Source organism: Agromyces intestinalis, assembly GCF_008365295.1.
Classification (GTDB): domain Bacteria; phylum Actinomycetota; class Actinomycetes; order Actinomycetales; family Microbacteriaceae; genus Agromyces; species Agromyces intestinalis.
The window spans coordinates 2,976,633-2,999,021 of sequence record NZ_CP043505.1 but is presented as its reverse complement, the minus strand read 5'-3'; the positions used below and the strand labels follow the sequence as shown (position 1 = coordinate 2,999,021).

24 protein-coding genes and 1 tRNA gene are annotated in these 22,389 nt (G+C 71.1%); 11 read left to right on the top strand and 14 right to left on the bottom strand.

Annotation, left to right across the window (positions count from 1 at the left end):
- The first annotated feature begins 207 nt into the window (after nucleotides 1–207).
- Nucleotides 208–867, top strand: coding sequence for an NADPH-dependent F420 reductase (locus FLP10_RS13650; protein ID WP_149161368.1), 660 nt, complete (start codon nucleotides 208–210; stop codon nucleotides 865–867).
- An 11-nt stretch (nucleotides 868–878) separates the two neighbouring features.
- On the opposite strand, the gene FLP10_RS13645 is transcribed toward FLP10_RS13650, so the two are convergent.
- Nucleotides 879–2,354, bottom strand: coding sequence for an MFS transporter (locus FLP10_RS13645; RefSeq protein WP_149161367.1), 1,476 nt, complete (start codon nucleotides 2,352–2,354; stop codon nucleotides 879–881).
- A 116-nt stretch (nucleotides 2,355–2,470) separates the two neighbouring features.
- Here FLP10_RS13645 and FLP10_RS17865 point away from each other — a divergent pair, with 116 nt between their 5' ends.
- A complete protein-coding gene (locus FLP10_RS17865) occupies nucleotides 2,471–2,599 on the top strand; it encodes a hypothetical protein (RefSeq protein WP_149161366.1) in 129 nt (42 codons plus the stop codon).
- A 2-nt stretch (nucleotides 2,600–2,601) separates the two neighbouring features.
- Here the strand turns inward: FLP10_RS17865 and FLP10_RS13635 are convergent, their stop codons facing one another.
- The 8 genes from FLP10_RS13635 to galU form a co-directional block, all read right to left on the bottom strand.
- Entirely contained in the window at nucleotides 2,602–3,417 is an 816-nt protein-coding gene (locus tag FLP10_RS13635) for an ABC transporter ATP-binding protein (RefSeq protein WP_149161365.1), read from the bottom strand.
- On the bottom strand, nucleotides 3,414–4,523 hold the full coding sequence (locus FLP10_RS13630; protein ID WP_149161364.1) for a FecCD family ABC transporter permease: 1,110 nt from the start codon (nucleotides 4,521–4,523) through the stop codon (nucleotides 3,414–3,416). The genes FLP10_RS13635 and FLP10_RS13630 overlap by 4 nt, the downstream gene beginning before the upstream one ends.
- Nucleotides 4,520–5,533, bottom strand: a complete 1,014-nt coding sequence (locus FLP10_RS13625) for a FecCD family ABC transporter permease (RefSeq protein ID WP_149161363.1) — start codon at nucleotides 5,531–5,533, stop codon at nucleotides 4,520–4,522. The genes FLP10_RS13630 and FLP10_RS13625 overlap by 4 nt, the downstream gene beginning before the upstream one ends.
- A gap of 13 nt (nucleotides 5,534–5,546) precedes the next feature.
- Nucleotides 5,547–6,542, bottom strand: coding sequence for an ABC transporter substrate-binding protein (locus FLP10_RS13620; protein ID WP_149161362.1), 996 nt, complete (start codon nucleotides 6,540–6,542; stop codon nucleotides 5,547–5,549).
- Between the two features lie 145 nt (nucleotides 6,543–6,687).
- Nucleotides 6,688–6,760, bottom strand: a tRNA-Ala gene (locus tag FLP10_RS13615).
- A gap of 67 nt (nucleotides 6,761–6,827) precedes the next feature.
- A complete protein-coding gene (locus FLP10_RS13610; RefSeq protein WP_149161361.1) occupies nucleotides 6,828–7,910 on the bottom strand; it encodes a hypothetical protein in 1,083 nt (360 codons plus the stop codon).
- A gap of 51 nt (nucleotides 7,911–7,961) precedes the next feature.
- Complete coding sequence (locus FLP10_RS13605; protein ID WP_149161360.1) at nucleotides 7,962–8,627, bottom strand: GNAT family N-acetyltransferase; 666 nt, start codon at nucleotides 8,625–8,627, stop codon at nucleotides 7,962–7,964.
- 1 nt (nucleotide 8,628) lies between these two features.
- Complete coding sequence (gene galU / locus FLP10_RS13600) at nucleotides 8,629–9,534, bottom strand: UTP--glucose-1-phosphate uridylyltransferase GalU (protein WP_149161359.1); 906 nt, start codon at nucleotides 9,532–9,534, stop codon at nucleotides 8,629–8,631.
- Between the two features lie 106 nt (nucleotides 9,535–9,640).
- Between galU and FLP10_RS13595 the strand changes: the two genes are divergently transcribed.
- From FLP10_RS13595 to mscL, 3 genes are read left to right on the top strand one after another with little or no spacing between them, the layout of a single operon-like run.
- On the top strand, nucleotides 9,641–10,219 hold the full coding sequence (locus tag FLP10_RS13595; protein WP_149161358.1) for a 5-formyltetrahydrofolate cyclo-ligase: 579 nt from the start codon (nucleotides 9,641–9,643) through the stop codon (nucleotides 10,217–10,219).
- 49 nt (nucleotides 10,220–10,268) lie between these two features.
- Complete coding sequence (locus FLP10_RS13590) at nucleotides 10,269–10,631, top strand: FmdB family zinc ribbon protein (RefSeq protein WP_149161357.1); 363 nt, start codon at nucleotides 10,269–10,271, stop codon at nucleotides 10,629–10,631.
- Between the two features lie 31 nt (nucleotides 10,632–10,662).
- Nucleotides 10,663–11,100 carry a large conductance mechanosensitive channel protein MscL gene (gene mscL / locus FLP10_RS13585; protein ID WP_149161356.1) on the top strand — a complete coding sequence of 146 codons (438 nt, stop codon included), beginning with the start codon at nucleotides 10,663–10,665 and terminating at the stop codon, nucleotides 11,098–11,100.
- 225 nt (nucleotides 11,101–11,325) lie between these two features.
- Here mscL and FLP10_RS13580 read toward each other — a convergent pair whose 3' ends face one another.
- Together FLP10_RS13580 and ald are read right to left on the bottom strand one after the other, a co-directional pair.
- Nucleotides 11,326–15,093, bottom strand: a complete 3,768-nt coding sequence (locus FLP10_RS13580; protein WP_425457596.1) for a DEAD/DEAH box helicase — start codon at nucleotides 15,091–15,093, stop codon at nucleotides 11,326–11,328.
- 84 nt (nucleotides 15,094–15,177) lie between these two features.
- Nucleotides 15,178–16,287, bottom strand: coding sequence for an alanine dehydrogenase (ald, locus tag FLP10_RS13575; RefSeq protein ID WP_149161355.1), 1,110 nt, complete (start codon nucleotides 16,285–16,287; stop codon nucleotides 15,178–15,180).
- 127 nt (nucleotides 16,288–16,414) lie between these two features.
- Between ald and FLP10_RS13570 the strand changes: the two genes are divergently transcribed.
- The gene (locus FLP10_RS13570) at nucleotides 16,415–16,921 is read left to right on the top strand and encodes an Lrp/AsnC family transcriptional regulator (RefSeq protein ID WP_149161354.1); all 507 of its coding nucleotides are present in this window, start codon (nucleotides 16,415–16,417) and stop codon (nucleotides 16,919–16,921) included.
- A 6-nt stretch (nucleotides 16,922–16,927) separates the two neighbouring features.
- Here FLP10_RS13570 and FLP10_RS13565 read toward each other — a convergent pair whose 3' ends face one another.
- Complete coding sequence (locus tag FLP10_RS13565; RefSeq protein WP_149161353.1) at nucleotides 16,928–17,995, bottom strand: ATP-dependent DNA ligase; 1,068 nt, start codon at nucleotides 17,993–17,995, stop codon at nucleotides 16,928–16,930.
- Between the two features lie 194 nt (nucleotides 17,996–18,189).
- On the opposite strand from FLP10_RS13565, the gene FLP10_RS17495 reads away from it, so the two are divergent.
- The 3 genes from FLP10_RS17495 (at nucleotide 18,190) to FLP10_RS13555 (ending at nucleotide 19,414) form a co-directional block, all read left to right on the top strand.
- Nucleotides 18,190–18,357: a hypothetical protein gene (locus FLP10_RS17495; RefSeq protein WP_168209200.1), complete on the top strand. Its 168-nt coding sequence runs from the start codon at nucleotides 18,190–18,192 to the stop codon at nucleotides 18,355–18,357.
- Nucleotides 18,354–18,635, top strand: coding sequence for a hypothetical protein (locus FLP10_RS13560; protein WP_149161352.1), 282 nt, complete (start codon nucleotides 18,354–18,356; stop codon nucleotides 18,633–18,635). Before FLP10_RS17495 ends, FLP10_RS13560 begins: the two co-directional genes overlap by 4 nt.
- Before the next feature lie 71 nt (nucleotides 18,636–18,706).
- Nucleotides 18,707–19,414 carry a TMEM175 family protein gene (locus tag FLP10_RS13555; protein WP_210418407.1) on the top strand — a complete coding sequence of 236 codons (708 nt, stop codon included), beginning with the start codon at nucleotides 18,707–18,709 and terminating at the stop codon, nucleotides 19,412–19,414.
- On the opposite strand, the gene FLP10_RS13550 is transcribed toward FLP10_RS13555, so the two are convergent.
- Complete coding sequence (locus FLP10_RS13550) at nucleotides 19,371–19,880, bottom strand: GNAT family N-acetyltransferase (RefSeq protein ID WP_425457595.1); 510 nt, start codon at nucleotides 19,878–19,880, stop codon at nucleotides 19,371–19,373. The two genes, FLP10_RS13555 and FLP10_RS13550, sit on opposite strands and share 44 nt — an antisense overlap.
- Before the next feature lie 202 nt (nucleotides 19,881–20,082).
- Complete coding sequence (locus FLP10_RS13545; RefSeq protein WP_149161350.1) at nucleotides 20,083–21,015, bottom strand: NAD-dependent epimerase/dehydratase family protein; 933 nt, start codon at nucleotides 21,013–21,015, stop codon at nucleotides 20,083–20,085.
- Between the two features lie 74 nt (nucleotides 21,016–21,089).
- Here FLP10_RS13545 and FLP10_RS13540 point away from each other — a divergent pair, with 74 nt between their 5' ends.
- A complete protein-coding gene (locus tag FLP10_RS13540) occupies nucleotides 21,090–21,686 on the top strand; it encodes a TetR/AcrR family transcriptional regulator (RefSeq protein WP_149161349.1) in 597 nt (198 codons plus the stop codon).
- On the top strand, nucleotides 21,683–22,363 hold the full coding sequence (locus FLP10_RS13535; protein ID WP_149161348.1) for a type 1 glutamine amidotransferase domain-containing protein: 681 nt from the start codon (nucleotides 21,683–21,685) through the stop codon (nucleotides 22,361–22,363). Before FLP10_RS13540 ends, FLP10_RS13535 begins: the two co-directional genes overlap by 4 nt.
- Nucleotides 22,364–22,389: the final 26 nt, after the last annotated feature.

Sequence of the window (22,389 nt, the reverse complement as noted above, 5' to 3'; positions counted from 1 at the left end):
CATCCTCTCCGAGGTTCCATGCTCATGCATCGACATGCCGGAACCAGCCCCCACCCGAGACTATTCCCAGCCGCGCTGCGGCGGCCAGTGGGAGGATGGACGCAAGCCGCATGGGAATGCGGCGCAGCGTCGCGCGCGTTTTCTGCATACGGATGCATCGAATCGGATGCCTCTCGCATTCGATCTCTCGGAGAGGACACGCAGACCATGGAGCGACCCGTCATCGGGATCTTCGGCGCCGGCAAGGTCGGCACCGCGCTCGCACGGCTGCTCGTGGCATCCGGGCACCGCGTGCTCATCGCGGGCTCGCCGCGACAGACCGCCCTCGACCTGGTCGTCGGCGTCGTCGCCCCCGGCGCCGAGGTAGCGACCCCCGACGCGCTCGTCGACGCGGCCGACGTCGTCATCGTCGCCGTGCCGTTCGGCAAGGCGGCCACCGTGCCCTGGCAGCGATTCGGCGACAAGGTCGTCGTCGACGCCATGAACTACTGGCCGCCGATCGACGGCAATCTCGCCGAGATCGACGACGACCCGCGATCGACGAGCGAGATCAACGCCGCCCGCAACCCCGCCGCACGGGTCGTGAAGAGCCTCAACCACCTCGGCTACCACGAGATGGAAGACGACAGCATGCCGCCCGGCTCGTCGCTGCGGCGGGCGCTCGCCGTCGTCGGCGACGACCCCGACGCCCGCGCCGTGGTCGCCCGCATCATCGACGCGATCGGATTCGATCCCGTCGACGGCGGCGCCCTCGCGCACGGCGTCGAACTCGAGCCGGGGCATCCGATCTTCGGCCGTGAACTGAGCTGCGCCGAACTGGGCGCCCTGCTCACGCCGTCCACGCAGCCCGCCGCGCGCGCCGCCTGAGCCCTGGAGCGCTACTCGAACGCGCGGCGCTGGCGCCGACGCGCACCGAGGTCGAGCACTCCGATGCCGAGCGCGACCGCGACCAGCACCGCGACCGCGATCATGCCGAGTCCGTACGCGTCGTGGTAGACGCCGAGGTCGGGCTCGCCGTCGGCCTCGCGGAAGATCGTCGCATAGAAGAGCGAGAGCGCGACCGCCGTGCCCACCGCAGTGCCGATGCGCTGACCGAGCTGGCCGACCGAGCCGGCGAGTCCGCCCTGGCGCACCGGGATGTCGGCGAGCGCCAACGTCTGGTTCGGCGAGATCACGAGGCCGCCGCCGAAACCGCCGACCGTCATCGCAGCGGCCATCGCCCACGGCGTGATCTCGGGCGGGGTGAGCAGCGCCGCGGCCACCAGCAGGCCGATGCCGACGAGCAGGATCAGGATGCCCCACACCACGAGCTTGCGGCCCAAGCGCTCCACGAGCAGGCCGCCGCGCCACGACGTGAAGGCGCTGAGCAGCGCGAACCCGATCGACACCATGCCGGCGAACACCGGCTCGAGGCCGAGGCCGTGCTGCAGGTAGAGGGTCGTGAGCAGGAACATCGACGGCAGCGCAGCGAAGTAGACGGTCGCGAGCATGGTGCCGTTGCGGTACGAGGTGACCGAGAACAGCGACAGCGGAACGAGCGGGTGCCTGCCCGACGCGGCATACCGCCGCTCCCACGCGATGAAGGCGGTGAGCGCGAGCACGAACACGACGAGCAGCCACCACCTGGCCGGGTCGTCGGTCGGCGCACCGGTGGTGAAGAGGAAGGGCCACATCAGCGAGACCACGGTGGCCGCGAAGAGCAGCAGGCCGAGCGGGTCGAGCTCGAGGGGCTTTCGCTGCACGTGGCGCGTCTGCGGCAGCACCCAGATCGCCAGCGCGATCGCGGCGAGCGCGAGCGGGACGTTGATCCAGAAGATCCACCGCCAGCCGTCGGAAGGTCCGCCGAGCAGGATCAGGAGGCCGCCGAGCGTCGGCCCGAACGCGGTCGACAGGCCGATCGTGGCGCCGAAGATACCGAACGCGCGCCCGCGCTCGGCGCCCTGGAACAGCTCCTGTACGAGGCCGAGCACCTGCGGCATCTGGATGCCCGCCGCGACGCCCTGCACGAGTCGGGCGACGAGCAGGAACACGCCGCTCGGTGCGAGCGCGCACGCGATGCTCGCGAGGGTGAACAGCGAGAGGCCGACGACGAACAGCGTCTTGCGCGAACGCTGGTCGCCGAGCCGGCCCGCCGGCACCAGCGTCAAGCCGAAGGTGAGCACGTACCCCGAGACGATGAGCTGCAGCTCGGTCGACCCGGCGCCGAACGCCTCCTCGATCGAGGGCAGCCCCACGTTCACCTTGGTCAGGTCGAGGATGGTCAGCGCGGCCACTGCCACGCACACCCAGTACGCCCGCCAGCGCTTGGCCGGCGTCAACGGGATGGATCCGGTGGGCACCGCGTGGGACGACATCGGGTTCAGCCTAGGCGGTGCGGATTCCCAGACCGCCCCGGGTATGCTGCGAGTCGGTCGAAACGGATTGGGCCGACCCGTCGGGTCGGGTCGGCCGGAACGAGAGGATGCTCCGGATGTGCTACCCCGTCACGTGCGACGTCTGCGGCAAGGTCACGTGGGCGGGCTGCGGTGAGCATGTCGAGCAGGCCCTCGCAGGGGTGCCCGACGCCGAGCGCTGCGCCGGTCACGCTGCCACCGCCTGACCTCACCTCGCGGTCGCGGCGCGCGTGCGGTGCCGGCCGATTGGGATGACGAGCGGCGTTCCGCTCAGCGGGTCGGCGATCACCTCGCATCGCAGGTCGAAGACGCGCTCGACGAGCGGCGCGGTCACGACCGCGTTCGGCGAACCCTCGGCGATGATGCGACCGTCGCGCATCGCGATGACGTGGTCGGCGTATCGGCAGGCGAGGCCGAGCTCGTGCAGGACCATCACGACCGTGGTGCCCCGCTCTCGGTTGAGATCGGCGAGCAGGTCGAGCACCTCGACCTGGTAGTTCACGTCGAGGAACGTGGTCGGCTCGTCGAGCAGCAGGATGTCGGTCTCCTGCGCGAGAGCCATCGCGATCCAGACCCGCTGGCGCTGGCCACCCGACAGCTCGAGCACGCGACGGCGCATCAGGTCGGCGGTTCCGGTCGCCGCGAGCGCCCGATCGACCGCGGCGTCGTCGGCGGCCGTCCACCGGCGGAACCAGCCCTGGTGCGGGTACCGGCCGCGGCCGACCAGGTCGCCGACGGTGATCGAGTCGGGTGCGATCGGCGACTGGGGCAGCAGCCCGACGATGCGCGCCAGGTCGGCCGGGCGCATGGCGTGCACGGATGCCCCGTCGAGCACGACCTCGCCCGCACGCGGGGCGAGCAGGCGCGCAACCCCGCGCAGCAGCGTCGACTTGCCCGAGGCATTGGCGCCGATGATCGCGGTCATGCGGCCGGCCGGGATGCGCGTGGACACCCCGCGCACGATGTCGGCACCGTCGTATCCCAGCGTCAGCTCGCGGAGGTCGAGTTCGTGGTCGGCGCTCATGCGCGCTCCTTTCCGCTCCGCACCAGGAGCCAGGCGATGTACGGCGCGCCGACCAGACCGGTGACGATGCCGGTCGAGATGGGCGTCGGCAGTGCGTGCTGGGCCACGAGGTCGGCGACCTGCACGATGATCGCCCCAGCGAGCGCCGCCACGACGACGCGGTCGCCCGCGCGGCCGAGGAGCCGTGCTGAGACCGGGCCGGCCATGAGCGCGACGAACGCGATCGGCCCGGCGGCCGCCGTCGCCAGGGCGACCAGCGCAACCGCGAACGCGAGCAGCACCACGGTGTCGCGGTCGACGCGCAGCCCGAGGCTGCTGGCGCGATCACCGCCGAGCTCGAGCACCCCGAGCCGACGGGTCCAGGCCGCGGCGGCCGGCAGCAGCACGAGCACCGCGATCGCGAGCACGACGAGGTCGGTCTCGCTCGCCATGCCGACCGACCCCACCAGCCAGGTCATCGCCGCACGCGCGTCGGTGATGTCGGCCCGCGCGATGAGGAACGACGTGATCGACTCGCACCCGGCCGCGACGCCGACACCGATCAGAATGAACCGAGTGCCCACGAGTCCCCCGCGCCACGCGAGCAGGAACACCAGCGCGGCCACGCCGAGTCCTCCGGCGACCGCCGCCGCCGAGAGCCCGATCCCGCCGAGTCCGAACAGGGTGAGCCCGGCGACCGTCGCGGTGCTCGCGCCCGCCGAGATGCCGATCAGGTCGGGCGCTGCGAGCGGGTTGCGCAGCAACCGCTGGAATACGGCGCCGGATGCTCCGAGCGCGAGCCCGACCAGCACGGCGGTGATCGCCCGGGGCATGCGCAGGCCCCGCACGATGAAGTCGGTCGACGGGTCGCCCAAGCCGAGCACGGAGGCGAGCACGTCGAGCGGCGGCAGCAGCACGCTGCCGACGGTCATCGAAGTGACGAACAGCACCGCGCACACCGCCGCGAGCGAGCCGGTCACGATCGCCGCACGTCGGCGTCGCGACATCCGGTCGACATGGAACCCGCCTGCCGCGACCGCCGCACCCGATGCGCCCGATGCGCCCGATGCGCCCGATGCGCCCGGCGGCGTCGGCCGGGCAGGGCGGGTCTGCTCGGTGGCGCTCACAGCTCGACGCTCCGTCGCATCCGCACCAGCGCGACGAACACGGGCGCGCCGACGATGCCCACGATGACTCCGACCTGCACTTCGGCCGGCGCGATGACCATTCGCCCGAGCACGTCGCACGCGAGCAGCAGCGTCGGGCCGAGCACCAGGCTGAACGGCAGGATCCAGCGGTAGTCGGGCCCGGCGAGCAGGCGCGCCAGGTGCGGCACCATGAGCCCGACGAACGCGATCGGGCCGCACGCCGCGGTCGCGGCGCCGCAGAGCACCGCGACGATCGCGAACAGGACTCCCCGCGTCAGCCGCACTCGCGTGCCAAGCGAGCGGGCGAGATCGTCGCCGAGCGCGAGCGCGTTCAACGGGCGCGCCGCGAGCATCGCGACCACCAGGCCGCCGACGAGGAACGGCCAGAGCTGGCCGATCACCGGCCAGTACCGACCGGCCAGCGCACCGACCTGCCAGAACCGCAACTCGTTCAGCGCGTCGACGTTCATGAGCACGATGGCCGAGGTCAGCGACGACGCGGCCGCGGTGACGACCACCCCCGCGAGGGCGAGCTTGGTCGGCGTCGCCCCTTCGCGCCCGAACGACGCAATGCCGTAGACCGTGACCGTCGCGACGCCCGCGCCGAGGAACGCGAACCACACCGCTGCGCCGACCGCGCCCGAGCCGGCCACGGTCACTGCGGCGACCACGGCGAGCGCGGCCCCGGAGTTGATGCCGAGCACCCCGGGGTCGGCGAGCGGGTTGCGCGCCACCCCCTGCAGCAGCGCCCCGCTCACCGCGAGCGCCGCGCCGATGAGGAGGCCGAGCACCGTGCGCGGCACGCGCATATCGAACAGCACGGTGAGCTCGGTCGGCGTGAGGGCGCCGCCGGCGGTGATCGCCCGGGATCCGAGCAGGATGCTCGCCGCGCAGGCGGCGCCGAGTGCGAGCAGCGAGACCGCGAGGGCCGCCGCGAGCCCGAGCCCGCCGCGATGGCGGGCGGTCGGGCGAGCGGCGGTCGCGGTCATTCGACGGCCCGGCTCACTCGACGACGATGTCGGGGTTCGCACCCTCGACGAACGCGGTGAGCGACTGCAGCTGGGCGGTGTAGTCGGGGTAGGTGTGCAGCCAGTAGGCCGGCCAGGTCGTGGTCTGCCCGGCGGCGAAGGCCGCGATCTGCGACGAGATCGGCTGGTCGGCGAGCGTCTGCTCGTTCGCCGGGTGGTTGCGGTCGTCGAACAGCAGCACGTCGGGCTGATAGGCGTCGGCGTTCTCGAAGCTCAGGGTCTGCCAGTAGGGGAAGTCGGGGTCGGGCTCGCTCGGCACGATGACGTCGAGGCCCCACGACCGCAGGTCGAGCAACTCGGGCGCGTACTCGGGCACGGCGATCGCGTAGCTGTCGTCGTACGGGCTGATCGCGAGCGCGGTCAGGCCGGGCTTGCCCGCCACCGCCTCCTGGAAGGCGGCGACCGCGCCATCGAACTCGGCGCGCTGGGCGTCGATCACCGCGGTGTCGGCGCCGAGCGACTCGGCGAGCTCGGCGTACCCCTCGATGAGGTCGACGATCGAGTCGCCCTGTGCGGCGCCGACCACGGGCGCGAGCTCGGCGAGCTTCGTGCTCGACTCCTCGACGCCGCTCTCCAGGCCCGAGTAGGCCTCTTCGACCGGCCACCAGTCGCCGACGATGAGGTCGGGCTGCAGCGACGCGGCCTTCTCGACGTCGATCTTGCCCCACTCCTCGCCGAGCACCTCGATGCCCTCGAAGTCGACGCCCTGCAGGCCCACGTCGCTGTCGAGGTCGCCGTCGGCGTAGATGCCGACCGGCGTGATGCCGAACTCCATCAGCACCTTCGCGGCGTACGCGTGCGCGATGATGCGCTGCGGCACGTGGTCGGCGGTGTACGTCGTACCGTCGCCGGACACGTAGCTCCAGGCGACCTCGCCGGATTCGGCGTCGGCGGCGGGTGACGAGCAGCCCGCGAGTGCGAGGGCTGCGGCCGCAGCGGCAGCGAGGGCGGTGAGACGGCGTGCGGGCATGCGGGGACTCCGAGGTTCGGCTGGCTGAGGCAAGCCTTACCTTAGTACGACGGGATGCCCCGGTCGCAACTCGTCGCAGGGCGACCCGGGGGACCTGCAGACGACGAAACGCCCCGGCCGAAGCCAGGGCGTTTCGTGTTCTCGGTGGACCCAGGGGGATTCGAACCCCCGACCTTCTCATTGCGAACGAGACGCGCTACCAACTGCGCCATGGGCCCGAGCCGTCAATGACTCTACCATCCCGCGAGGGGTGTGAAAGACCATCCCCGGCGAGCGCGAGCGTGGTCAGACAGCGCGACGACGACGACGCAGCACGGCGTCGAGGTCGTCGATACCCGGCGTCGTCTCGCCGACGATGCCCATGCGCGCATACGGGCTCGCCGCCTCGGCCACGGCCGCCTGCCCGGCGGGCTCGGCCACGGCCGGCTCGGCGGGCCGGGCCGGCAGTCGCGGCGGCGCGGGCGCGATCTCGGCGGCCCGCTCGGCGAGCTCGGCCTCGACGCCGGCGCGCCGCAGCTGCTCGGCCGCCTCGATCGAGGCCATCGCCGCGGCGGCGATCGTGCCGCGCGACAGCGTGAGCGGTCGCGGCAGCGGCTGGGGCGTCCACCCGGGCTCGTCGACCTCGTCGGACGCAAGCTCGATCGGCTCGAACGGCTCGGCCACGACCGACTCCGTCGGCGCAGCGGCGACCGACACCATGGACCGCCCGGCACGCGCGAGTCGCGCGAGCTCGGACATGGCCACGACGATGCCCGCGGTGCCGACGAGCGCGACCACCGGCGTCAGTCCGAAGCCGAGCCCGACCAGGCCGACGACGAGCGCGAGCAGCGAGACGAGCAGCAGCAGGCTGCGACGACCCCGACGGCGGCGGAGCCTGCTGCGCTGCGCTGCGAGATCGTGGATACCGGCATCGGCGGCCGCGGCATCCGACTGCGAGACATCCTGATGCGAGACATCCGGCGAGACATCCGACTGCGAGACCTCGGGCTGCGACTCCGACCGCACCACCTCGATCGGCTGCGTGGCGAGCGCGCGCAGCGCGAGCCCGCGTGCTTCGCGAGCCGCCTGCTGGGCGGCGATGCGCTCGGCGATCGCGAGCTGCTCGGCCGCCTCGGTCTCGGCCCTGGCGGCGGCCTCGTGCTCGGCGAGGATCCGCTGCTGCGCCGCGACCTCGCGGGCCGACACCTCGAGCCGAACCGGCTCGGGCGTCTCGCTCGTCTCGGCGATGATGCGGATCGTCTGGCCCAGGCGCACCGCATTGCGCTCGGTCGCCAGGTACTGCCGGCGTCGCAACCAGCTCGGCAGCAGGTACGCGACCCAGAGGACTGCGGCGGCCGCCATCAGCACACCCCCGCCGATCACGTCCATGCGTCAACGTTAGGGGACGCCGGGCACACGGCCCAGCCGGGGGCGGGTGTGTCAGCGATCCGACACGCGAAGTGGGGTAGCCGCCGCAGCGCGATCCTCGTCGGGGATGCGCGCCGCACCGGCCGGCACCCGCCCGTCGCGCCAGCGGCCGAGCACCCCGCCGCGGCCGAGCTCCTCGGCGACGAGCGCGAACGCGAAATGGTCACGCCAGTCGCCGTTGATGTGGATGAACCGGCGCCGCAGGCCCTCGTAACGGAACCCCAGCTTCTCGACGACACGCAGGCTCGGGCCGTTCTCGGGGCGGATGCAGATCTCCATGCGGTGCAGGCGCAGCACGCTGAAGCAGTAGTCGGTCGCCAGCGCCACTGCCGTCGGCGTGATGCCGCGACCCGCGAACTCCTGCGACACCCAGTATCCGATCGACGCGCTCGACAGCGACCCGTGCGTGATCGATGAGACGTTCAACTGCCCGGCCAGCCGGCCCTCGTGCTCGATGAGGAACGGCAGCGCGCTGCCTGCCCTGGCGTGCGCGAGCAGATTGCGGATGCTCGCGCGGGTGTCGATGATCGAACCGCCGCCCGGGTAGGTCGCCTCCCACTGGCGCAACCAGGCCCGATTGTCGAGCAGCACCTGCTCGAGCGCGCGCGCGTCACGTGCCCTGACCGGACGGAGCACGACCTCGGCGTCGCGAAGGGTCGGCAGCAGCGCAGCCGGCATCTCAGCCGCGCGGGTCCGTGTCGCGCGCGACGAAGTCGGCGAGCCACGCACGCAGATCGGGTCCGAGGTCGGCCCGATCGGCCGCGAGCTGCACGACCGCCTTGATGTAGTCGAGCTTGTCACCCGTGTCATATCGCCGACCGCGGAACACGACGCCGTACACGCCGCCCGTGCCCTCGACGTCGGCGGCCATCTCCATGAGCGCGTCGGTGAGCTGGATCTCGCCGCCCTTGCCGGGCGGGGTGCGCTCGAGCACGCCGAACACCTCGGGCTTCAGCACGTAGCGGCCGATGACCGCATAGTTGGACGGCGCGTGCTCTTTCGCCGGCTTCTCGACGAGGCCGGTCACGCGCACCACGTCGGGGTCGTCGGTCGGCTCGACCTCGGCCGCACCGTAGAGGTGGATGCTGTCGGGGTCGACCTCGAGCAACGCGACGATCGACGCATCGCGTGCGACCTGCTCGTCGAGCATGCGAGTGAGCAGCGGGTCTCGGGCGTCGATGATGTCGTCGCCCAGCAGCACCGCGAACGGCACATCGCCGACGTGCATGTGCGCGCGAGCGACGGCGTGGCCGAGCCCCTTGGGGTCGCCCTGGCGCACGTAGTGCATGTCGGCGAGATCCGTGGACTCGTTGACCTTCTCGAGCTTGGCCGTGTCGCCCTTCGCCTCGAGCGTGGCTTCGAGCTCAGCGACCCGGTCGAAGTGGTTCTCGAGCGCGTTCTTGTTGCGACCCGTGATCATCAGCACGTCGGTGAGGCCCGCTGCGACCGCCTCTTCGACCACGTACTGGATCGCCGGCTTGTCGACGACGGGAAGCATCTCTTTCGGCATCGCCTTGGTCGCCGGCAGGAACCGGGTGCCGAGTCCGGCGGCCGGGATGACTGCCTTGGTGATCCGTTTCGTCATGCGGCAAGCGTACCGGGCGCGTTCCGCCCGGCGCGGCCGGTACGTGACACGGGTGTGACGCATCGATGACGGTTCGGCTCGGAGCGCAGCATCCTAGGATGTCGCCATGCCCGACGATCCGGACGTCCAGAAGCGGATCCTGCGCGCCGAGCTCCGCGAGCGCCGCCAGAACATGCCCGCCCACGAGCGCGAGCACGCCACCGAGGGGTTCACGGCACGGTTGCAGGAGCTCGTCGGCATGACCGAGGCCGAGTCCCTCTCGTGCTACCTCTCGATGCCGACCGAACCCGACACCCGGCCGTTCGTGAACTGGGCCGAGGCGCGCGGGATCCGCGTGCTCTTCCCCATCACCCGCGAGGACGGCCTGCTCGACTGGACCGTCGGCGAGGAGCAGACCGAGTCGATCGGCGTGCACGGCGTGCCGCACGCGCACGGCGAACTGCTCGGCCCGATGGCGATCAACGACGTCGACCTCATCGTCGTGCCCGCCGCGGCGATCGACGCGACGGGCATGCGACTGGGTTGGGGCCGGGGCTATTTCGACAAGACGCTCGGTTCGATGGGAAAATGTCCTCCGGTGTACGCCGTCGTGTTCGACTCGGAGTTCGTCGAGCACGTCCCCCGCGAGCGACACGACCAGCCCGTGAACGGCGTCGTGACACCGACCCGCATCGTCGCGTTCTGACCGTACGGCGCTGCCCCGAAGCATCCGACGCACCACCCGGAGAATCCCCATGCCCACGTATTCCTACCGCTGCACCGAGTGCGGCAACGCCTTCGACATCCACCAGGCTTTCACCGACGACGCGCTCACGACGTGCGAGGCGTGCGGCGGCCGGCTGCGCAAGCTCTTCAACACCATCGGCGTGACCTTCAACGGTTCGGGCTTCTACCGCACCGATTCGCGGTCGGGCGGCTCGGGCGAGGGCGGCGGGTCCACAGGCTCGGATGCCTCGTCGGGCGGTTCCGGCGCGAAGTCGGATGCCTCGTCGGGGTCGAGCTCGGGATCGAAGGATTCGGGGGCGTCGAAGGGCTCGGCGTCGAGCTCGGGGTCGTTGTCGGGATCGTCGTCGTCGGGCTCGGCTAGCGTGGCGTGATCCCTTGCACACCGAGGAACGAGGAGGGGCAATGCTCAAGGGCTTCAAGGAATTCATCCTGCGCGGCAACGTCATCGAGCTGGCGGTCGCGGTGGTCATCGGCGCAGCGTTCACGGCGGTCGTGAACTCGATCGTGGCGAACCTCATCAATCCGCTCATCGGTGCGATCTTCCGCGCCGACAGCCTCGACGACGCACTCGTCGTGACGATCCCGTCGCTGTACGGCGAGGGCGCCCAGATCAAGTTCGGTGCTGTGATCGGCGCGATTCTGACGTTCGTCATCGTCGCGGCCGTGGTCTACTTCGTGTTCGTGCTGCCGATGAACACCCTGAAGGAGCGCGCAGAGGCCAAGCGCAAGACCGGAGTCCCCGACCCCGAAGCGCCCGAGAGCGAGCTCACCCTGCTCGCCGAGATCCGCGACCTGCTCGCGGCCGAGCGCGCCGAGCGAACCCCGCGCAGCGACCGCTAGCCCGTCACCAATGCGGGGGTCGCTCCCGCGTGATGCGATCGTCGTCGGCGCTCGTGCGCCCGCGCTTGCGCGGAGCATCCGGCTCGTGAGCACCCGGCACCGCCGGCTCGGGCGACGGATCGCTGCCGGGCGCGGGCGTCAGGCGCGCGCGGCGCGACCGGCCAGCGGCGCGTTCGACGCGCTGCCGCGGGGCGCCTTCATCGGCGCACGGTTCGGTGCCTTCGGTCACGACGCCTCGGCGACCTGCTGCTCGGCCGCGTCGACCTTGCCGAGCAGGGTCGCGACCCGCACGGCGACCGCGTCGGGATTGCCGAACAGCTCGAAGCTGTGCACGCGCAGGTAGTGCCATCCGAGGCGGCGCAGCACGTCGGGCCGCAGCCGCAACGACTCGCGCAGGCTGAGATCGCCGAACGACGCGTCGGTCTCCACCACGACCGCCTTGCCCGCGTTCGCCGCGGCGAGCGCCAACCGGCCGCGGTATCCGAGCTTCACCCGCACGCCGAGCGCCTCGAGCCGGGCCGCGAGGTCGGCGAGCATCGGCTCGGCGCCGTGCGCCTCGTCGCGAGCCTGGCGCTCCTCGGTCTGGCTCAGCACCTGGGCGAGGGCGAGCACGCCGTGCGACTGGCGGTCTTCGTCGATGTGGTCGGGGCGGAACGCCGAGACCAAGTCCATCGAACGTCTCGCGCGCGTCATGCCCACCGCCAGCAGCCGGTCTCCGCCGGGTTCGCCGAGCGGGCCGAAGTTCGACAGCAGCCGGCCGTGCGGCGTGCGGCCGTACCCGACTGAGAAGATCACGCGGTCACGGCTCTGCGCAACCGCCTGCTCGAGCGTGAGCACGGTGAACGGCTCGGCGCGATCCTTCAGGATGAAGTCGGTGAGGTCGGTGCGCTTCGCGAACGCCGAGAGCACCGCCTGATGCACGCGGGCGGCGTGACGGGCGCTCGCGGTGATCACCATGAGCGACTCGCGCGGGCGCTTCACGGCGTGCTCCATGACGAGCTCGACGACCTTCGCGAGCTCGGCGTCGACGCTCTCGACCGTGCCGGTGACGGAGTCGGGCAGCCCGTTGCCGTCGACGTAATGCAGGCGCAGGCTGCCGTGCCCCAGGAACGAGCCGGCCCACGGCAGCGACTGGATGCGACCGCCGTAGAACCGCCGGTTCACGAGCTCGGCCAGGTCTTCGCCGCCCGCGCGGTAGCTGCGGGTGAGGGTCATGGTCGGCAGCAGCTCGCCGAGGCGCGCCAGCGCCGAATCGGCGTGCAGCGCATCGACGCCCTGCACCGTGCGCGGCGCGGGCGCGGGCGACGAGTCGGGGTCGTCGATGCCCGTCTCGAACAGCGTCGGCGTCTGCGTGACGGGGTCGCCGAAGGCGACCACCTGCTTCGCACGGCGGATCGCACCGAGGTTCTCGGCGAACGTCGTGGCCCCCGCGTCGACGAGGATCACCGCGTCGAACGGGATGGCGTCGTCGATCTCGCCCAGCTCGTACGGCGAGGCGAGCCACACCGGCGCGAGCAGGCGGAACAGGTGCGGTGCCCGGTCGTGCAGCTCGATCGGGCGCACCCGGTCGCCGCGGAGCATCCGACGCAGCTCATCGGCCTCGTCGGCGTGGTCGACGAGCGCAACCCGCCAGTTCTCGGCGAGCCGCCAGGCGACGAGCGGGCCGCCCGCCGACGCGTGCGCCTCGTCGACGAGCCGGAAGTCGGCCTCGAGCCGATCGAGCACCGCGGTGTTCGCGCCGAGCAGGGCCTGATCGGCGGCGAGCGCCTGCTCGAGCATCGACTGCCACCACGCGAGTTCGAGTTCGTCGGCGACGCGGCTCTCGGGCACGTGCCGCTTCGTGAGGTCGACGAGCAGCGGGTCGAGGCCGAGCTCGCGCAGGTTCGCGAGCAGCGCCGTGCGCTCCTGCAGGTTCGCCAGCACCTCGGAGTCCTCGGCGAGGCCGTCGAGCAACTCGGTGAGCTCGCGCACCGGGCGGGCGGCGAGCTGCCGGGCGGTGCCCTCGAGGCGGAGCGGCACATCGAGGGCGGCCAGGTCGGTCGTCACCGTGCGGTAGAGCACGTGCACGTCGTCGATGCCGACGGGCACGGCGGGTACGGCGCCCGCGTCGGAGTATCGCTGCCACAGGGTGCGCTGCTGCTGGATGCTGCGCAGCGCCGCGTTGACGTCGCCGACGTGCACCCCGGGGCGCACGTACTCCTGGGCGAGCCGGCGCAACCGTCGGCGGTTCGCACCCGACATGCCCTGCGCGTCGCGACGCGGGCCGGTCGCAGCGATGAGCTCGCCGAGCGGCCGGTCGTACACCGACGGCTGGAACCGGTCGAGCGTGTCGCGGATCGCGAGCAGCAGCCGCAGGAACACCCCGAGTTCGGCGATCGACTCGAACGGACGCAGTCGGGTCTGGGCGATGAGCGTACGGCCGCGGTCGAGCAGGCGCGGCACGTCGTCGCGGGCCAGTCGGCGCGCGAGGTCGTGGGCGGCGGTCGACGCCTCGGCGGTCGCGAACGTCGCGCCGTACCACGGCGAGTCGCCCGGCCCGTACTTGAACTCGCCGAGCGCCGCGGCCCGCACCAGGTCGCGGGCGACGGTGTCGCGCCCGCCGGCGAGCGCGATCAGGCAGTCGTGCTCGAGTCGGGCGGTGGTCTGCGGCGGCTTCCGCAGCAGCGCGAGGCGCGAGAGCTCGCCCAGCGCGTCGAGCACCGACACGCCGAGGGCGGGGTCGGGGCGACTGAGCGCGCCACGGTAGTCGACGAGCACCTTGCGCAGCCGCACGAGGGCGTCGTCGACGTCGGCGACGCGGGGGCGCTCGGCTTTCTCGTTGCGCGAGATCGACTGCACGAGTTCGCGGCGCAGGTTCGCCGTCGTGACGGCGGCACCGCCCAGACCGACCTGCGCGAGCCGGTGCGAAATGCCCTCGAGGCTCGCGCGCCGCGGACCGACCACGAGCACGCGGCGATCCTTCTGCACGAGCGCGCCGACCGCGTTGACGATGGTCTGGGTGCCGCCGGTGCCCGGCAGCGTCTTCACCACGAGCGACGCGCCGGCTTCGATCTGAGCGATCACCCGCTCCTGCTCGGGGTCGGCGTCGAGCAGCAGCCGGTCTCCCTGCGGGGGGCGTTCATCCTGCGGCACGATCGGCGCAGGCTCGGGGCGCACCGCTACGGCGGCGCGCGCGCTGCGGTTGCCGGCGATCGCGTCGATCACGGGGTGGTCGAGCCGCACCGCATCGGCAGCCATCGCCGGCCCGACCTCGGCGAAGCTCGACACCACGAGCCGGGGCGCCACCCGGAACCACGGCAGGTGCGATGTGAGCCCGCGCAACCGGTCGATCACGGGCTGCGGCTTGAACACGCCGTTGGTGAGCGCGAGCGCGACGAACGCGTCGGCGTCGAGCGTGATCTGGAACTGCTCGCGCAGCTCCCGTGCCAGCGCCGGGTTCAGGAACGGCTGGCCCTTCAACTTCAACTCGAAGTCGCGCCCGTACCGGCGGATCGCGAGCGGGCGCAGCAGCACCGGCGCGAGGAAGTCGTTGCCGTCGTTGCGCCACGACGCGAGCCCGATCGCCAGGTGCACCGATTCGATGCCGCGCACCGAACGCAGTTCGATGCCCTTCTGGGTGATCTCGCCCGCCGCGAGCTTCGCGTTGCGAAGTGCGAGCTCGTCGCGGATGAGGCTGGAGAGCAGAGTCGACTTGCCGGTGATGAACTGCGGCAGGCCGCCGGGATGCGTCGTCGAGAGCTCGATCCGGGTGCGCGGCGTGTCGACGAACCGCACCAGCGGCGATGAGCCGCCCACCGCGGCGAGTTCGTCCAACCACCGGCGGTGCGCGGGGTCGGCGACATTGCCGGCGACGAGGGCCGGGTCGCCCAGGCTCAGGGCGTCGGGACTGGTGGCGTTGGTCGACATGGGATCCGGGGTGAGTTCATCGGCGGCGGCATCCTGCTCGGGCGGGAGGAACCCCTCCTCGCCGTCATCACGATCGAGCCGTTGCACACGGACACCATACGTTGCCGGTGGCCGGAATCCCGGAAGCATCGCCGCAGAGCCCGCACACGGCGCTCACGCGGCGTGGCGGCCTCACGCCGGCAGCGCGACCTCGGTCGCATCGAGGCCGTGAGCGCGGGCGACCCCCTCGTTGGTCAGCTTGCCGTCGGTGGTGTTCAGCCCCTTCGCGAGCGCGGGATCGAGCGACAGCGCCTTCTGCCAGCCGAGCTCGGCGATCTTCAGCGCGTACGGCATGGTTGCGTTCGTGAGCGCCGGGGTGGACGTGGCGGGCACCGCACCCGGCATGTTCGCGACGCAGTAGAAGATCGCGTCGTGCACCCGGTACGTCGGCTCGGCGTGCGTGGTGGGGCGCGAGCCCTCGAAGCATCCGCCCTGATCGATCGCGATGTCGACCAGTACCGCACCGCGCTTCATCGAGGCGACCATCTCGTCGGTCACGAGCTTCGGTGCGGCCGCACCGGGCACGAGCACCGCGCCGACGACCAGGTCGGCATCACGCACCTGGCGCGCGATCTCGTACGGCGATGAGGCGAGCGTCTTGATGCGGTGGTCGTAGCGCGCGTCGATCTCGCGCAGCTTCGGCAGCGAGATGTCGAGCACGGTGACGTCGGCGCCGAGCCCGAGCGCGGTCGCCGCGGCCTGTTCGCCGGCCACGCCGCCGCCGAGCACGACGACCTTCGCGGGCGCGGTGCCCGGCACGCCGCCGACCAGCACGCCGCGGCCACCGCGCGAGGCGAGCAGTTCGGCCGCGCCGGCGAGCGGGGCGAGTCGGCCGGCGACCTCGCTCATCGGGGTGAGCAGCGGCAGCGAGCGGTCGGGCAACTGCACCGTCTCGTACGCGATCGCGGTGGTGCCCGCCGCGAGCAGGGCCCGGGTGAGGGGCAGATCGGCGGCCAGGTGCAAGTAGGTGAAGAGGGTGAGGTCGCGGCGCAGGTGCCGGTACTCGCTCTCGATCGGCTCCTTCACCTTGAGCACGAGGTCGGCCGACCATGCGTCGGCGGCGCTCGGCGCGATCTCGGCCCCGGCGAGGCGGTACTCCTCGTCGGTGTAGCCGGCGCCGACGCCGGCGCCGGTCTCGACCGCCACCCGATGTCCGTGCGCGGCCAGCGCGTGGGCGCCCGCTGGCGTGATCGCCACGCGGAATTCGTTGTTCTTGATCTCTGCGGGCACGCCGATGTGCATGGTCTGCTCCGATTCGCTGGATGGGCTCCCCCATCGTGCGCGTTCGTTCGCTCATCCGAAAGATCTGCCGCACAGAATTCTGTCGAGGCATCCTAGACTGATCGAAAGTTCGAAAGGATTCCCTTCGATGACGGATGCATCGCACGAATCGCGCAGCCCCGGCCCGGCGCAGCTCGACGACCTCGACCGCGAGATCATCGCCCGGCTGCACGAGAACGCCCGCATCGCGAACGTCGACCTCGCCCGCGCCGTCGGCATCTCGCCCTCGACCTGCCTGGCACGGGTGCGGTCGCTGCGCGAGCGCGGCGTCATCCGCCGCTACACCGCCGAGATCGACCCGGCCGCGCTCGGCTACTCGCTGCAGGCGCTCGTGAGCGTGCGCATCCGGCCGGGCGCCCGGCACCTGATGGAGCAGATCTCCGACGACCTGCGTCGCGAGCCCGAGGTCGCACAGCTGTTCTTCCTCGGCGGCACCGAGGACTTCCTCATCCATGTTCGCGTGCGCGACAGCGAGCACGTGCGGCAGTTCGTGCTGAAGAACCTGTCGGCCAACCCCGCCGTGGCGCTCACCGAGACGAACCTGGTGTTCGAGCACCACACCGCGCTCACTCCGGGTCTGCGTACGGTGCTCTGAGCCAGGCTACCCGCGAAGGGTCAGGATCTCGCCGAGGTCGAGTCCGTCAGGCGCCTCGAGCTGCGCGTACGTGCAGCTCGCCGGGTCGCGATCGGGCCGCCACCTGCGGAACTGCGCCGTGTGCCGGAACCGGTCGCCCTCCATGTGGTCGTACGCGACCTCGACGACGCGCTCGGGCCGCAGCGGCACGAACGAGAGGTCCTTTCCCGTGCTCCAGCGGCTGACCGCGCCGGGCATGCGAGTGGTCGCGTGCGCCTCCTGGTCGGCCCAGGCACCCCACGGATGCTGCGACCAGTCGGTCTCGACGAGCGGTGCGAGCTCGTCGACGAGTTCGGCGCGCCGGGCCATCGGGAACGACGCGGCGACGCCGACGTGGTGCAGCCGGCCGTCGTCGCCCCAGAGCCCCAGCAGCAGCGACCCGACGATCGGCCCCGCCTTGTGCCATCGGTACCCGGCGACGACGCAGTCGGCGGTGCGCTCGTGCTTGATCTTGAACATCGTGCGCTTGTCGGGCTGGTACGTGCCATCGAGGGGCTTCGCCACCACGCCATCGAGACCGGCGCCCTCGAAGCGGGTGAACCAGTCGCGCGCGACGTCGAGGTCACCGGTCGCGGGGGTGATGAAGACCGGGTCGGATGCCTCGGCGAGCGCCGCCTCGAGCAGCCGGCGCCGCTCGCCGAACGGCCGGCCGGTGAGGTCGTCGCCGCCGAGGGCGAGCAGGTCGAACGCGACGAACGACGCCGGTGTCTGCTCGGCCAGCAGCTTCACGCGGCTCGCCGCCGGATGGATGCGCTGCTGCAAGACCTCGAAGTCGAGCCGGCCGTCGCGCACCAGCACGATCTCGCCGTCGACCACGCACCGCTCGGGAAGGTTGCGTCGCAGCTGCTCGACGAGCTCGGGGAAGTACCTGGTCATCGGCTTCTCGTTGCGGCTGCCGAGCTCGACCTCGTCGCCGTCGCGGAAGACGATCGTGCGGAATCCGTCCCACTTCGGCTCGACGTGGCCGACCCCGGGGATCTCCTTCACCGCCTTGGCCAGCATCGGCTTCACGGGCGGCATCACCGGCAGGTCCATCCGTCCATCATGGTCGCCGACCGCCCGGATCGCACCCGTCGACGGGTGTTCGTGATCGGGTAGCAGCCGGGGTCGACCGGGTCAAGGGCTGGCCGAAGCATCCGGACCGACCTAACGTTGTGGTGTCGGCGCGGTGCGCGCCACGCCCGCGACGCCGTCACCGACGCCGAGCCCCGAACATGAGGAGCACCACCATGTCAGGATCCGACGCCCACGATCCGTCGCCCGAACACGACCTCGCCGATGAGGCCGTGCGGGCCGCCGAACAGCACCAACGCGCCGAGGAGGAGGCCGACGAGGCCGAGGACGTCGTCGTCCGCGACCCCGACGACGGGGGCGTCCACGAGGAGCGTGCGCAATGACCACCATCCTCGAACCGCCGCCGCAGGAAGCGCGCAGCACCGAGGTCGCACCCGCGCCCGGCATGCTGCCGCCCATCGGCCAATGGTGGCCGCTGCTCGAGTCGCCGTTGCGCCGCGAGATCCTCGAGCGGCCGACGGCGCCGCTGCCGCACCCGGTCGTGCGACGCATCCTCGACCTGTGCGACCTCGAGCGCACGCTGGTGCCGAACGGCTCGATCCGCCTCGGCGAGAACGAGTTGGCCTACCTCGCCGGCTGGCGCTGGATCGAGCGCGACTGACACCCGACTCTGCTGGGCGCCCTGCGGCGCGCCACCGGGCGCCAGCCATGGCCGCGCGGGAGACTCGGCAGGTGAGCACCGCCGAGGGGGACGGCACCCGCACCACCGACCGGTACGACCGCGACAGCGTCGAGTTCTCACGCGCGATCGCGTTCTTCGACGCCGCCTACGCGTTCGCGCTCACCCTCCTGGTGGTGAACATCGATCCGCCGCCGGCCGCCGACTGGGCGAACCCCGTGCGCTGGGTGACGAGCGGACTCGGTTGGCAGCTGTTCGGGTTCGCCGTGAGCTTCGCCGTCATCGCCGTGTTCTGGCGGGTGAACCACCGCATCGGCAGCGAGTTCACCGGGTTCACGAGCCGGACGATCACCGCGAACATCGTGAGCCTCGGGCTCATCGTGCTCATCCCGTTCTCGACTCAGGGCATCAGCGACCCCGCCACCGCCGACGAACCGCTCGCCGTCGCGGTGTACGCGGTGAACATCAGCCTCGCCGTGGTCGCGCAGAGCACGATCTACCTCGTTGCACGCGGCGACGGGCTGCTGCGGCACCCGCTTCCCCGCCGCGCCGACACCGTCACGCTCATCGACACGATGTCGACGCCCGCGGTGTTCCTGCTCTCGATCCCGATCGCGTACGTGTGGGGCGCGGAGTGGGGTCGCTGGTTCTGGATGCTGCTCATCGTCGTCGGCCCGATCAGCGGCAGGTGGGCCGCCCGCCGCGTCGCACGGATCGTCAGCGAGGAGCGCTCGGCGCCGCCGCCAACTCGAGCGTCATGAACGCGCTCAGCGGATCGAGCCGGTAGTCGGCGAACGGACCGCACTCGGCGAACCCGTACTTGGCGTACAGACGTCGCGCCGGCACGAAGAAGTCCTGCGTGCCGGTCTCGAGGCTCAGCCGCGAGTAGCCGCGACGGCGCGCCTCGTCGAGCACGTGCTCGAGCAGGCGGGCACCGAGCCCGAGGCCGCGCGCCGTGGCATCCGTGCGCATCGACTTCAGCTCGCCATGGTCGGAGTCGAGCTCCTTCAATGCCACGCACCCGAGCAGGTCGTCACCGGCCGCGAGCACCCAGAACGTCACGTTCGACGCCGAAAGCCCCGACACGTCGAGCGCGTGCACGCTCTCGGGCGGCGACTCGGCGTGCATGTCGGCGAGGTGATCGGCCAGCAGACGCAGGGCGCGCGGGTCGGCGAGGTCGCCCCGCTCGATGGTGATGCTGCGATCGGGAATGGCGAGGTCGGTCACCCGGGCGAGTCTGCCACCGTCGTGTTACGGGCGGATGTCACGTGGCGCGGTGTGCGGTACGGGTGTGCGCCTGCTGGGACGCCGGGGAACGGGTCGAGCGAACCTACTCGGACGCCTGTCGGCAGAGCGGATCGACGAGGCGAAGCGGCTCGACGAGACGGGCGTGCAGCTGCGGACGTCGAGGCGAATCGACGAGTTCCCCTCAACGGCGGCGAGACGACTGACCGATCACTCCGAGCCCCTCCTGGTAACCGGTGACCTCGAAGTCAGGGAATCGGGAGGTGAACTTGGTGGAGTCGAAGATGTTGTCGTGCTCGTATCTCGGCACGAGCTCCCGGATCTCCCGTACTTGCGGCGAGACGAGGGCGGCGGTTCCCAGAAGCCACTTCGGGAGGACCGTGTAGGCGGGTTCACGTCCGAGTGCCGCGCTCGCCATCGTGACGAACTCGCGATAGGTGGGATGCTCCGACGCGACCGGAAGATGCCAGGTCTGCCCGAACGCGCCCGCCGTATTGCCGAGCAACGCCAGCGCGCGGCTCGCATCCGGGGTCCAGATGAGCGTGCGGCGACGGTCTTCGTGCACAGGCACGAGGGGCTTCTTCCCCGCCTTCATGCGGTCAAGGATCAGCATGTTGGTGAAGCTCTGCGTCTTCCCGGGTCCATAGAACTCGGGGGCCCGGGCGATCAGGACCGGGATGTCGCCGCGCTTGATCTCCTCGAGGACCACCATGGCCATCGCCGCCCGCACCCTGCCCTTCGGTCCGACCGGAGCGAAGGGTGTGTCCTCGGTCTGGACTCGGTCGTCCTGCGGATACATGTAGGTGTTGTCGAAGTACGCGAACGCAGCACCGGCAGCCCGCGCCGCGTCCAGGGCGTTGCGGAGCATCGTCGGGAACTGCGCTTCCCACAGCGCGGTGTTCGCGGGCAGGCCGGCGGTGAAGTAGACGACATCGCTGCCGTCAACGGCGGTCCGCGTCTGCTCCGCATCAAGCAGGTCAGCCCGGGTGATGGTGTCGGTTTCGTTGACCTTGTGCGGGTTGCGGCTCACCAGCCGCAGGTCCGTTGTCTGCGTACGCGCGAGTTGCCGAGCCAGCTCCACCGCGATCTGGCCACTCGCTCCAAGGATCGTCTGCATCGCAACTCCCTCTGTCCCTCCGCGCCTCGATGCGCTATGTTAGCACTGCATACATTGTGACGGAGTGGGCAGACATGACTGCGGTCGAGAAGGCATATCACCACGGTGACCTCCGCGCGGCGCTGCTCTCCGCGGCGCTGGAGAGCGTGGAAGCGGGCGAGACGCCGTCCATGCGGGCGGTGGCCCGGCGAGCCGGTGTGTCACCCGCTGCGCCGTATCGGCACTTCGCCGACCGTGACGCGCTGGACTCCGCACTCGCCGTGCTCGGTTTCGATGAGCTCCACGACGACCTCACTACCGCGCTCGTCGAAGTTCGCTCGTCCGCGACCGCAGCGCAGACGCTCGGCGCAGTTGCCATCGCCTATGTGGACTTCGCGCTGCGTCGCCCTGCCCTGTTCCGGCTGATGTTCGGAGGCGCGTGCGATCCGGAGAACAGCGACCGCGTCCGGGCATCCGGTCGGCTGCACGCCCTGCTCGGAGGCGTCATTGCACGGTTCTTCCCCGCATCGGACGTTGTCTCCCTCTCGCAGGCGCTGTGGGGGCTCGCGCACGGCCTCGCGTTCCTCCACCTCGACGGCAAACTCCGCCCGGAACCGACCTCCGAGGTCGAGGGCCGGATCCGTTCGTCCGTCACCGCCATCATCACCCTTGCCGAGGGAGCATCCGCATGACCCGCATCCTGCACGTCGTCACCAATGTCGCCCACTACGACGACGCCTCCCACCCGACCGGTCTGTGGTTGTCCGAGCTCGCCCACGCCTGGGAGGTATTCGACAAGCGCGGCTTCGAGCAGGTCATCGTCAGCCCTGCAGGCGGACACGTGCCGCTCGAGCCCCGATCCGTGAAGTTCCCCAACTACGACAGGACGGCCAAGGCCTGGCACGCCGACCCGGCGAAGATGGCGCTGCTGGAGAACACCGAGAGCCCAGACGAGATCGACTCCGCAGACTTCGATGCGATCTACTTCACCGGCGGCCACGCCGTCATGTACGACTTCCCCGACAGTGAAGGGGTGCAGCGAATCACGCGCGAGATCTGGGAACGCGGCGGCATCGTCTCCTCGGTCTGCCACGGTTACTGCGGCCTGCTCAACACCCGGCTCTCCGACGGCAGCCTGCTCGTTGCAGGACGCAAGGTCACCGGCTTCGCCTGGCAGGAGGAGGTGCTCGCTCGCGTCGACAAGCTTGTTCCCTACAACGCGGAAGAGGAGATGAAGCGGCGCGGCGCCCTGTACGAGAAGGCCAAGATCCCCTTCGTGTCCTACGCCGTTGTTGACGGGACGCTCGTCACCGGACAGAACCCCGCGTCCGCGAAAGAGACCGCCGAAAAGGTGGCTGCGCTGCTGTGAGGTCCACCTCAGCGCGGCATCACCTT